The sequence below is a fragment of the Microbulbifer jejuensis genome (assembly GCF_047289955.1).
GTDB lineage: Bacteria > Pseudomonadota > Gammaproteobacteria > Pseudomonadales > Cellvibrionaceae > Microbulbifer.
This window is the reverse complement of record NZ_JBLBUB010000005.1, coordinates 162,943-173,552: the sequence shown is the minus strand read 5'-3', so window position 1 is coordinate 173,552 and position 10,610 is coordinate 162,943. Positions and strand designations below refer to the sequence as shown.

The window sequence follows — 10,610 nt, the reverse complement described above, 5'->3', positions numbered from 1 at the left end:
TCAATCTGGCATCTTTGCTCATAGGTCAGTTGCTTGTAGTGTCTCATTGCATAACTCTTGCCGGAGAAAAAGCGAGAAGCCTACGGGCAACTGGCCGCTTTTTCTAGCTCCATTGAGATATGCACTTACAAGTTGAATCTAGGATGTAAGAAAACCTGAAAATCTTTAAATAATCAGAGCAGAACATATAACAGAGGCTATAATAACTCAACCAATTCTCATAATAGAATCGATGCCCCCTTACTTAAGGCAGTTAACACTGAGGTTTCGGACACCCGGAGCGCAGTGTAAGCTGCCAAGCCCACATTTTTTGCCGAGACAACTCCGACTGGTTATCACTTTCTACAGGTGTGTTCATAGCCAACTTTGCACTTAGCTCACCAATAGACTTTTGAATATCCATTAATACTGGATTGGATTTAGAGTGGTTTCTAATCTCCTCTTCCCTAAACTCAAAATTTGAACCCAGATATCCCAGCACTAGTGAAAATAAGACAAATGCAATCAGTATTAATGATACTGAGAGTATAGGATTATCAAAAACAAAATTACTTAACGGATTATTACCCAATGATTTGATAAACATAAAGCTAATCGTTAAAAATTGCACATATCCGATGTGCATCTTTGAGCGGTCAATATAGACCTTCCACCTGAGAAGGTCCTCTTATTGATTTTGCTTTTCAAAACTGCTCCATGAGTTATAACGTTTATATAATAGCGACCGCATTATCCTGATTTCTCTTGTAGAAGCAATAGAGATTGACGGTTTGGCGCAGCCCTGCCGAACACACTTGACTGATATTCTGATGGGAGTGCTGTGTTTGCCATTCGTCATCGCAATAGCGGCGCCATCAAAATCCGCATTCTACAGGCTGGCAGTAAGAGGGCGAGGGCTGTGGTTACGCACACGCCTACCTCCCCAGGGAGCGTACGAGAAGGTAGGCGCTTGCGGTATTGCTTGGGGCTGCACCGTCTTTTTCGGTGCCCGTTTTGCCTTGCAGTGCTACGCCCTTTTATTGGGTCGCCGCTTAAATGGCCCGGGGCTGGTTGGAAGGTGAGTGGCTTTAGTGTTCTCCTGCGCTCGGGCTTCGTCCAAAAACTGCAATAAATGCATGGCTCGTACCAATCGGTTACCCTTGCCGGGCGCAATGTGCAGATCGACTGCGTTCTCTCTGATGGCGACCGGCGTGATGATAAAATACTCCCCCAGGTGCAGGGGCGCAAACAATCGACAGGTCAATATAGGCATCTTTTTAGGCTCCTTGAGTCGCCTGTGACAGAAACACCCGGAAACAGCGCATCGCTTTGCGCCGCTTCTCTCGCCACAGGCGCGATCCTTGTGGGGAAAAGAAAAGGATGATTTGGGGAGAAGGGTGCGCAGCCAAGGCGGTGCGCGGCTGAAGTAAAGTACCACACCAATCCTCGCGGAACGCCACAGCACACCCCGCCGCCAGGGGCGGGAATGACTCGAAAAGTTCGCCTTCCGGGAGACGTTTATTGAAGACGAACGAGTGTATGGCGTATCATTCAAGACAGCCTCGCTAGATAGTTCTGTTATCTATTGGGGTTAGCCATCTCTCGGTGTGAGCGCACTGGGAGGTGGCGTTTTTCCTGACTTACACGGTCATGATGCGGTCCTACTCTGTTGATTGCTTTGCTGATGGGTTTCCCGCGAGCGCTCCCGTTACAGGGCGCCTCACGGGCAGAATACTGTTCGTTGCGCTGTTTTTTTATCTATTTATTCTTTGACAGCGACGGTTGAGCGGTTGGGCGCTATGGCAACCGACCTACCGTAATGCCTTTTTGCAAAGAGTTCAATCAAACTGAAGCTTTAGGCGACACCGAGTTGAGTCCCCCACCGACTGGCGAAGCCGTTGCAGTATCCCGGGGTATCAGCACTGCGTTCCGTGGGAATCCAGGGGCTGTTTCGGTAAGGGCTATCTGGGTTAAATTTCACCATCCGAACGGAGTGTTTTAGTGAGCCGCCGTATGCGGACCCGGCTTTAGCTGACTATGCTTTTTGCACGATCAAGTAGGTGTGTAATTCAGGATACTGGCCGTGTTCAAGGTGCTTGCAAATGCAATCCAGGCTTATTAATACTTTAAGGAACCCATTGGTACCCAGGCTCGAGTAGTAAACTTCCGGCCCCATCAAGTCATCTGTGTGGTCACTTTTCTCATTTGTGCCGCCGAAAGTAAAAATCAGCACGCCACCTTTATTGAGGCTGAAAACCAGTTTAGCCAAAACCTTTTCTTGCTGTTCGAGCGGTATATGCCAAATGCTATCCCAGGCTGTGATAAAGTCATACTTTTCTTCTATACGCCATTCGCATATGTCTTGATGATGCAAAACCACCCCTGGATGGCGGCACCTGGCTAAACGTATCATTTCTGCAGAGACATCGACGCCCTCTGGGGTAAACCCCTCACTTAACAGAAGATCAATGAATCGACCGGTAGAGCCGCAACCAACGTCAAGGGCTTTGCCTTTATTTTCTACGAATGCTAAAGCTCTTTTGTGCTCATCCATTCCATTCTTTCTATTGAAATTCTGGTCCTCCCAAAGGTGAGCGATTTTATCATACGCCTTGCCAATTTCTTTCGGATTCATGGTCATTGAGCCTAACGCATTCAGCAGGACGCAGCAAAGCTGTGTTCTGCTGGTTGGTTTTTGTTATCGCAAAGCACCACTTGCAAAACTATTGTCTTGTTGTTGAATCATAGTAAGCCCGTTTTACAAATTACCGCTGTGCATCTCCGAGATTTCGTTAAATTTGTTTAACAAAACTTGCTTGAGGTCATCCGGCCAGGAGTGGATGGCTTTTTCAAAACTGATTTTGCTGTTTCTGTATAGGGCGCGGCTGGCCTCCTCGAAGCCAGGGGTATCTCCTGCAACCAACAGCATCAACCCATCCAATTGCTGTTGTTTTGTGGTGATACGTTCTTCGGGCGAAACCTGTTTTTGTGCCTGTTGCACCAACTTGCGAAGAGTGACAGAAGCACCACCGGGCTGCTGGCCCAGCCACTCCCAATGACGGGGAAGCAGGGTAACCTCCTTGGGGATAACACCTAATTTGGGCCGTCCGCGCTTGGTTTTTGGGATCTGTGTATCAGTTGTTAGCCTGGCCAGTACTGCCTCTATATCACCGTGCCAATCCACCTCAACCCGTTTGCAGCTTTCAGATTCAAAGACAATGGGTTCATGAGCCGCCCCCATGTCTTTTACTTGGTGCGCAATCGCCTCCAGTGTTCCCCGCGCGATGATCCTTAGCTGGTCGATAACGATATAGTCTGTGGCCATCGTATTTCTCCATATTTACCCAGGCTAAATATTTTTATCCGGGTAAATATAGTTGATTCATCCGTCTGTGTACAATAGATAATGATTGGATTAGCGCTAACCTCTGAGGTGTTCTTATCGGGAGGGGTGGCTAGCCCAGCACGTTGAAACTCCGGACTGCCCACTTTGCCTGGTGTCCGTGAGGGCTTAATTTTTGTTTACATGTCAGTGATATACACGGCGTGCGGCTACTCCTATACTGCGGAAAAACCAACTGTTTAGGAGCGGATATGGCCAGAGCACGGATTGGTGTTATCGGGGGCAGCGGCCTCTACCAAATGCAGGGGCTGAGTGGGGCAGAAATGCTGCGGATAGACACCCCTTTCGGCGCTCCCTCCGACACAATAGTCTGCGGAAAACTACAGGGCATCCCCGTTGCCTTCCTCGCCCGCCATGGGCGCGACCACCGCCTGACCCCCAGCGAAGTGCCCTACAGAGCCAATATTTACGCCCTGCGCCAACTGGGTGTGCGCTATCTCCTGTCGCTTTCGGCCGTGGGCTCCCTGCGCGAAGAAGTGCGGCCATTGGACATGCTGATTCCGGACCAGTTTATCGATATGACGCGCAAGCGTGACAGTACCTTTTTCGGTGGTGGTGCCGTGGCCCATGTCGCCATGGCGGACCCGGTGTGCCCGGCCGTGGCGGATTGCCTGGCACGGGCCTTCGAAACCACCCAGGCGGGCCAACCCATCAACCTGCACAAGGGCGGCAGCTACGTTTGTATTGAGGGTCCCCAGTTTTCTACCCGCGCGGAGTCCCACTGGTATCGCAGTATGGGGGCCTCTGTGATCGGTATGACCAATATGCCGGAGGCAAAGCTGGCAAGGGAAGCGCAGATTGCCTATGCCACCCTGGCCATGGCTACCGACTACGACTGCTGGCACCCCCGTGAAGCAGCGGTAACCGCAGCGGTGGCCATTGCCAATTTGCAGCAAAATGCCGCCCGCGCCCAGCAGATCGCCGCAGAGGCGATCCGCCTGCTGGGTGAGGAACAGCCGCACTCTTTTGCACACACCGCGCTGGAAAGTGCTCTGGTGACGCCCATGGAGGCCCTGCCCAAAGACACCCTCACTGTAATAAAACCGCTGCTTGGCCCGACAGAACCAGTGCTTGAAGAAGTGGAGCACTGAGACGCATGCACGAAACACTGCCGCTATTGGAATTATCGGATTTCCCGGCCATTCGCCGCGAAAAAATACAAACCCTGCAGGTGAATATTGGGTACCGCTGCAACCAGACCTGTGTGCACTGCCATGTGAATGCGGGCCCCAATCGTACAGAAATGATGTCTGAAGAGAATCTGGCGCTATTGCTGGAGGTGATGAAAGCACGGGGTGTCAGCACCCTGGATATCACCGGTGGCGCGCCGGAGCTGCACCGGGGCTTCAGGCCACTGGTGCAGGCCGCCCGCGAACAGGGTGTGCAGGTGATAGACCGCTGTAACCTCACCGTACTGTTCGAACCGGACCAGGAAGATACCGCGGAATTTCTCGCGCAACACCAGGTGGAAATAGTCGCCTCATTGCCGTGCTATTCCATGGAGAATGTAGATAAGCAGCGGGGAAAGGGGGTTTTCGACAAAAGCATTCGCGCGTTGCAGAAACTGAATGCGCTGGGGTACGGCAGGGCGAACACGGGCCTGCATCTCAACCTTGTCTACAATCCGCAGGGTGCTTCTTTACCCCCGGAGCAGGTTGCCCTGGAGGCGGATTACCGCAGGGAACTGGCAGCGCATTTTGATATCGCGTTTAACAACCTGTTTGCTCTGGTCAATATGCCGATCAAGCGTTTTGGCTCCATGCTGGTGTCCAAGGGCCAGTTCCAGAATTATATGACGCTGCTCAAGGATAGCTACAGTGCAGCCAATCTTGACGGGGTTATGTGCCGCACCCTGGTCAGTGTCGATTGGCAGGGGAACTTGTACGACTGCGATTTTAACCAGCAACTGAATATCCCGGTACCGGGCCGTTTACACCTGCGCGATCTGCTCAGACACGATCTGCAGGATCTCTCCATTTGTGTGGCCGACCATTGTTACGGTTGCACAGCGGGGCAGGGCAGCAGTTGCGGTGGTGCCCTCTAGGGGCTTGCGGAAACAGGAAGAGAGCGGAAAATCAAAGTTAAATAGAGGAGCGGAGGATTATGGGCAAAAGAATCCTGCTGGTGTCTGCGATACTGGTACTGGTGATTGCCTTTTATGCGTTCGATCTGGACCAGTGGCTGATGTTGAATAAGCTGCAGGAGGGAACGGATAAATTCATGCAGTGGAAGGACGCCTCGCCACTGCTGGTGGGGCTACTGTTTGCGCTGTTTTATATTCTGGTGACCGGCTTATCTCTCCCCGGCGCTGCCATTCTCACCATTGCCGCGGGCGCGGTATTTGGTTTGTATTGGGGCACCCTCATTGTTTCTTTCTCTTCCAGTATCGGTGCAACCCTGGCTTTCCTGGTGGCCCGCTATTTACTGCGTGACTTTGTGCAGGAGCGTTTTGCCGTGCGGCTGAAAATGGTAAATGAGGGTATAGAGCGCGAGGGGGCTTTTTACCTGTTCGCGCTGCGCCTAGTGCCGGTTTTCCCTTTTGTCCTGATTAACATTCTGATGGGCCTTACCCATATCCGGGTCTCGACCTTTTACTGGGTGAGCCAGTTGGGCATGTTGGCCGCCACTATTGTCTATGTGAATGCGGGCACCCAGTTGGCAAGGATCGACAACCTGAAGGATATTGCCTCCCCGGAACTGTTGTTGTCCTTTGCCCTGCTGGGGGTATTTCCGCTGCTGGCAAAATATGTTCTCAACTGGGTGAAGCGCCGCCGCGCAGCCAAATGAGTCTTTGCAATGAGTAGACCCAAGAAATTTGATCGCAATCTAATTGTTATTGGTGCCGGCGCTGCGGGGCTGGTGAGCGCCTATATCTCTGCTGCGGTAAAGGCTGAGGTTACTTTAATTGAAGCGGGGAATATGGGCGGCGACTGCCTCAATACCGGCTGTGTGCCCAGCAAGGCGCTGATCCAGTGTGCCCGTATCGCCCACTGGGCGCGTCGGGCCGGTCAATTTGGGGTCTGTGTCGCCGAGCCGGGCATCGATTTTCCCGGTGTTATGCGCCATGTGCGTGCGTCTATTGAGCAGATTGCACCTCACGACAGTGTGGAGCGCTACACGGACCTGGGGGTGGAGGTTGTCCAGGGACAGGCGCGCCTGGTGGATCCATGGACGGTAAAAATTGCCCTGAACAGCGGCGGAGAACAAACACTCAGCGCACGGGCAATTGTGCTGGCTACCGGTGCCGAACCCATAGTGCCACCCTTACCCGGCCTGGAAAATGTGCACTATCTGACCAGTGAAACCCTTTGGGACCGGTGTGCAAAGCTGGACCAGGTGCCGCGCAGGCTGTTGCTGTTGGGGGGGGGCAGTATTGGCTGCGAACTGGCCCAGGCATTTGTGAGATTGGGGTCGGATGTCACACTGGTGGAGAAAGAGAGCCGCCTGCTGCCACGGGAAGACCGGGAGGTATCCGAAGCCCTTTCGCACGCCCTCAAGTCCGAGGGTGTGAATCTGCTCACCGGGCACGAGGCCCTGGCGTTTATCGGTAAACCAAACCGGATAGGTGGCGCCCTGCGTTTGCGCAATGCGGAGGGTGAGATAGAGGTAACATTTGACGAGGTTATCCTGGCTCTGGGCAGACGTGCCCGCACAAAAGGATTTGGACTTGAGGCACTGGGCCTGGTGCAGGGGGGCAAGTTGGAGACGGATGCCTACCTGCGTACCCGCTACCCGCATATTCTCGCCGCTGGTGATGTTGTGGGTCCCTACCAGTTCACCCATATGGCCTCGCACCAGGCCTGGTATGCCGCGGTGAATGGCCTCTTTGGGGGTATTAAAAAATTCGCAGTGGATTACTCCCTGGTTCCCCGTGCGACCTTTATTGATCCGGAGGTGGCCAGTGTGGGGCTCAGCGAGGGCATGGCCAGTGAACGGGGTATCGCCTATGAGGTGACCCGCTACGATCTCGATGATCTGGATCGCGCCATAGTCGATGGTGCCGCACAGGGCTTTGTCAAAGTGCTCACGGTGCCGGGCAAGGATAAAATTCTTGGGGTTTCCATTGTGGGCGAAAATGCGGCGGAGTTGATTGCCGAGTTTGTGATTGCGATGAAGTATGGGTTGGGCCTGAACAAAATTTTATCCACTATTCATACCTATCCCACCATGGCAGAGGCAAATAAATTTGTCGCCGGGAATTGGAAACGGGCGCATGCCCCCGAGTGGGCGTTGCGCTGGCTGAAAAGGTTTCACCGCTGGAGACGGGGTTAGTGCAGTGTAGTGTTATTGTCCCGCTGCTGAATGAACTGGAGCAGCTGCCGGAACTCACAGCGCAGTTGCGGGAACTACAAGCCAGCAACAGTTGCGAAATTATTCTGGTCGATGGTGGCAGTAGCGATAACAGTGTGACATTCGCCACTGCAGCGGGGTTTCGGGTGATTGCCTCCGAGCGCGGCCGCGCCGCGCAGATGAATGCCGGTGCGGCTGCGGCGCGCGGACACTGGCTGCTGTTTTTGCACGCGGATACCCGTTTACCCCAGGGCGCTCTGAGTACGATTGCTGCGGCTGCGGTACAGGGGGCAGAGTGGGGGCGCTTCGATGTCCGTATCTGTGGCAACAGTGTGTGGTTTCCCTTGATTGCCACCATGATCAACTGGCGTTCGCGCTTGAGCGGTATTGCCACAGGCGATCAGGCAATCTTTGTGCGCCGCGCACTGTTCGAGCGCCTGGGCGGCTATGTCCGGCAGCCTCTGATGGAGGATATTGAGTTGAGCCGGCAGCTGCTGAAGGTGGCGCGGCCGTTCTGTCTGCACCAGCAGATCACCACCTCCGGGCGCCGCTGGCAGAAGTTTGGTGTGTTGCGCACTGTACTTCTGATGTGGCGTTTGCGTTTTGACTACTGGCGCGGTGTGCCTGCGGCCTCTTTGGCGAAGCGCTATGAGTAGTGTTGCCCGGCAGGCACTGCGCCTGGTTGTGATGGCCAAGGCACCATTAAGCGGCTATGCCAAGACCCGCTTGATCCCCGCGCTGGGGGAGCACGGTGCCGCTGCGCTGGCGGAGAGGCTGCTGCACCATACCCTGGAAGCCTGTGTGAAGGCGGACCTGGGACCTGTGGAGCTGCATGTGGTACCGGGCCCCTCACACCCTTACTGGCGGGATTTCCCATTGCCTCGTGCTGTCACCCTTTACGGGCAGTCCCAGGGCAATCTGGGCCAGCGCCTGTGGCATGCCAGTGGAAACGCGCGGGCGCTGGGACAGGGGCTCCTGCTGCTCGGCACCGACTGTCCGGCGCTCACTGTGCAGCGCCTGCATATAGCGGCGCAGGGGCTACAGAAATCCGATGCGGTCATGTATCCGGCAAAAGATGGCGGTTACGCATTACTGGGACTCAAAGAGGTACAGGCGCGGCTGTTTGAGGACATCCACTGGAGTACCGAGGTGGTGGCGCAGCAGACACTGGATCGATTGTGGGAGTGTGGAATGCGTTGTCAGCGCCTGGAGGTGCTGGTGGATATCGATGAGCCCGAGGATTTATCTTCTTTGCCGCAGGCCTGGCGGGCGTCTGTCGATGTAGGCTAGAGTGCCGGGGCTGCGCCGCTCTCGGCCTCTACTGCGTTGTTATCGGCGAGAGTCCTGCGATTTTCATCGCCAGCGGCGGCCAGGCGCTGCTCTTCGATACGGCTGCTCCAGTTCAACAGTGCCTGGTAGTGGCGGATATTCTGCACATAGGTCACCGGCTCCCAGCCCCGAGCATAGCCGTGCTTGGTGGTTTTATAGTACTGGCGTTTGGCCAATAGCGGCAGGTGATCGCGCACATCGGGCCAGCGGTCCGGGTTGCCGCCCATTCGTTCGGTAAGGACACGGGCATCCTCCAGGTGGCCGTAGCCTACGTTATAGGCCGCCAGCGCCATCCAGGTTCTGTCGGGTTCGCGGATACGCTCGGGCAGCTTGTTGCGGATTTGTACGATATAGCGGGCGCCCCCCTCAATACTCTCCGCCGGATTGAGGCGGTTGACGCCCAGTTCCTTTGCTGTATTCAACGTCAGCATCATCAGTCCGCGCACACCGGTGCGGGAGCGGGCGCGGGGATTCCAGTAGGACTCCTGGTAACTGAGTGCCGCCAGCAGGTGCCAGTCCAGCTGGTACTGCTCGGCGACTTTTTGCATGGTGCCCTGCCATTGGGGTAGGCGTTCGCGGCTGCGCTTGGCGAATGCCTGGGCACCGCCGACATTCAATCCACTGACGTGCCCGAAGAATTCCTCGCGCAATTGCGCAATCATGCCATTGGTATTGGCGCGCAGCATAAACAGACGCGCGATATGATACAGGCTGTCGTCGCTGCTCTTGGGAAACGCCCAGGCCACCGGTTGGAACTGGGTGAGGTTGAACGCGACCGCGGTATTTGGGTAGAGGCCGCGGTGCACGACGTAAGCGTTGGAATCTACTACGGCATAGTTGTACTTGCCCTGCTGTACCATTTCCACCAGCTCCATGGTGTCCACATCGGAGATTGCCTCCCAGCGCAGCGCCGGGTAACGCTTGGACAGTTTTTTCAATTCCTCCGCGTGGGCACTGCCGGCGATCACCGCCACGGTCTTGTCAGCGAGATCGCTGATTTTGCGCGGACGCGCCTCACCCACGCGGTAGATGATCTGCTGGCGGATTTCGAAATAGGAGGGGGAAAAGCGCACATGTTCGCGACGCTCAGGAGTAACAGTGAGACTGGCGGCGGCGAAGTGAGCGCCCTCGGCGGGATCGCGCAGGCGCTCGAACAGCTTGTCCAGATCGTGTACATCACGGATAACCAGTTTGACGCCGATTTCATCGGCAAAGGCGCGCAGCATGCCGTACTCAAAACCGGTGGGGTTGCCGGAAGCGTCTTCATAATAGGTGGTGGGGCCATTTTGGGAAAGCACAACCAGTTCCCCAGAGGCCTTGATACGCGCCAGGGTATCCGGCGCCTTACTGGCGACCAGCAGCGCGGCACAACAAGATAGGGCCAGCCCCTTCAATAGGCGGCGGACATAGCGCAGCAGGCGGCTTGTCATCATCATAGGCTGTCCCTCTAGCTCGTCCGTTGGTGTTATCGCTGTTATACCTAAGGCCTGTTGAAGGTGAAAACGCCAGGGCTTTTGCGGCGCAAAGCCGGCGCAGTCTGCCAATTTTACATTATTTGACGACAATCTGCCCAATTTGGCTTTTGGGTACTGTGATCTGTACGCTTGAA

The 10,610-nt window shown here is 54.9% G+C and carries 11 protein-coding genes; 6 read left to right on the top strand and 5 right to left on the bottom strand.

The window, feature by feature from the left end; translation table 11 throughout:
- Positions 1 to 253 precede the first annotated feature (253 nt).
- The 4 genes from ACL7TT_RS05110 to ACL7TT_RS05095 all read right to left on the bottom strand — a co-directional run bounded on the left by ACL7TT_RS05110 (position 254) and on the right by ACL7TT_RS05095 (position 3,304).
- Entirely contained in the window at positions 254 to 586 is a 333-nt protein-coding gene (locus ACL7TT_RS05110; RefSeq protein ID WP_413393672.1) for a hypothetical protein, read from the bottom strand.
- Positions 587 to 1,006: 420 nt separating this feature from the next.
- Positions 1,007 to 1,252, bottom strand: coding sequence for a hypothetical protein (locus ACL7TT_RS05105; RefSeq protein ID WP_299944198.1), 246 nt, complete (start codon positions 1,250 to 1,252; stop codon positions 1,007 to 1,009).
- A 762-nt stretch (positions 1,253 to 2,014) separates the two neighbouring features.
- Complete coding sequence (locus ACL7TT_RS05100; RefSeq protein ID WP_413393670.1) at positions 2,015 to 2,614, bottom strand: class I SAM-dependent methyltransferase; 600 nt, start codon at positions 2,612 to 2,614, stop codon at positions 2,015 to 2,017.
- A 123-nt stretch (positions 2,615 to 2,737) separates the two neighbouring features.
- Complete coding sequence (locus tag ACL7TT_RS05095) at positions 2,738 to 3,304, bottom strand: DUF2239 family protein (protein WP_299944193.1); 567 nt, start codon at positions 3,302 to 3,304, stop codon at positions 2,738 to 2,740.
- A gap of 269 nt (positions 3,305 to 3,573) precedes the next feature.
- Here ACL7TT_RS05095 and mtnP point away from each other — a divergent pair, with 269 nt between their 5' ends.
- From mtnP to ACL7TT_RS05065, 6 genes are read left to right on the top strand one after another with little or no spacing between them, the layout of a single operon-like run.
- Positions 3,574 to 4,473, top strand: a complete 900-nt coding sequence (gene mtnP, locus ACL7TT_RS05090) for an S-methyl-5'-thioadenosine phosphorylase (RefSeq protein ID WP_413393668.1) — start codon at positions 3,574 to 3,576, stop codon at positions 4,471 to 4,473.
- A gap of 5 nt (positions 4,474 to 4,478) precedes the next feature.
- Entirely contained in the window at positions 4,479 to 5,426 is a 948-nt protein-coding gene (arsS, locus tag ACL7TT_RS05085) for an arsenosugar biosynthesis radical SAM (seleno)protein ArsS (protein ID WP_299944188.1), read from the top strand.
- Positions 5,427 to 5,485: 59 nt separating this feature from the next.
- Complete coding sequence (locus tag ACL7TT_RS05080; protein WP_299944185.1) at positions 5,486 to 6,169, top strand: TVP38/TMEM64 family protein; 684 nt, start codon at positions 5,486 to 5,488, stop codon at positions 6,167 to 6,169.
- Positions 6,170 to 6,178: 9 nt separating this feature from the next.
- Positions 6,179 to 7,654 (top strand): dihydrolipoyl dehydrogenase family protein, encoded by a 1,476-nt coding sequence (locus ACL7TT_RS05075; RefSeq protein WP_413393665.1) that lies wholly within the window; start codon positions 6,179 to 6,181, stop codon positions 7,652 to 7,654.
- A complete protein-coding gene (locus ACL7TT_RS05070; RefSeq protein WP_413393663.1) occupies positions 7,654 to 8,328 on the top strand; it encodes a TIGR04283 family arsenosugar biosynthesis glycosyltransferase in 675 nt (224 codons plus the stop codon). The genes ACL7TT_RS05075 and ACL7TT_RS05070 overlap by 1 nt, the downstream gene beginning before the upstream one ends.
- On the top strand, positions 8,321 to 8,962 hold the full coding sequence (locus ACL7TT_RS05065; RefSeq protein WP_299944177.1) for a TIGR04282 family arsenosugar biosynthesis glycosyltransferase: 642 nt from the start codon (positions 8,321 to 8,323) through the stop codon (positions 8,960 to 8,962). Before ACL7TT_RS05070 ends, ACL7TT_RS05065 begins: the two co-directional genes overlap by 8 nt.
- Here the strand turns inward: ACL7TT_RS05065 and mltF are convergent.
- Positions 8,959 to 10,437 (bottom strand): membrane-bound lytic murein transglycosylase MltF, encoded by a 1,479-nt coding sequence (mltF, locus tag ACL7TT_RS05060; protein WP_413393661.1) that lies wholly within the window; start codon positions 10,435 to 10,437, stop codon positions 8,959 to 8,961. The two genes, ACL7TT_RS05065 and mltF, sit on opposite strands and share 4 nt — an antisense overlap.
- Positions 10,438 to 10,610 lie beyond the last annotated feature (173 nt).

Coding starts and splice junctions, on each gene's coding strand:
- ACL7TT_RS05075 (WP_413393665.1), top strand. CDS start 6,179: ATGAGTAGACCCAAGAAATTTGATCGCAATCTAATTGTTATTGGTGCC.
- ACL7TT_RS05095 (WP_299944193.1), bottom strand. CDS start 3,304: ATGGCCACAGACTATATCGTTATCGACCAGCTAAGGATCATCGCGCGG.
- ACL7TT_RS05110 (WP_413393672.1), bottom strand. CDS start 586: ATGTTTATCAAATCATTGGGTAATAATCCGTTAAGTAATTTTGTTTTT.
- ACL7TT_RS05065 (WP_299944177.1), top strand. CDS start 8,321: ATGAGTAGTGTTGCCCGGCAGGCACTGCGCCTGGTTGTGATGGCCAAG.
- arsS (WP_299944188.1), top strand. CDS start 4,479: ATGCACGAAACACTGCCGCTATTGGAATTATCGGATTTCCCGGCCATT.
- mltF (WP_413393661.1), bottom strand. CDS start 10,437: ATGATGATGACAAGCCGCCTGCTGCGCTATGTCCGCCGCCTATTGAAG.
- mtnP (WP_413393668.1), top strand. CDS start 3,574: ATGGCCAGAGCACGGATTGGTGTTATCGGGGGCAGCGGCCTCTACCAA.
- ACL7TT_RS05100 (WP_413393670.1), bottom strand. CDS start 2,614: ATGAATCCGAAAGAAATTGGCAAGGCGTATGATAAAATCGCTCACCTT.
- ACL7TT_RS05080 (WP_299944185.1), top strand. CDS start 5,486: ATGGGCAAAAGAATCCTGCTGGTGTCTGCGATACTGGTACTGGTGATT.
- ACL7TT_RS05105 (WP_299944198.1), bottom strand. CDS start 1,252: ATGCCTATATTGACCTGTCGATTGTTTGCGCCCCTGCACCTGGGGGAG.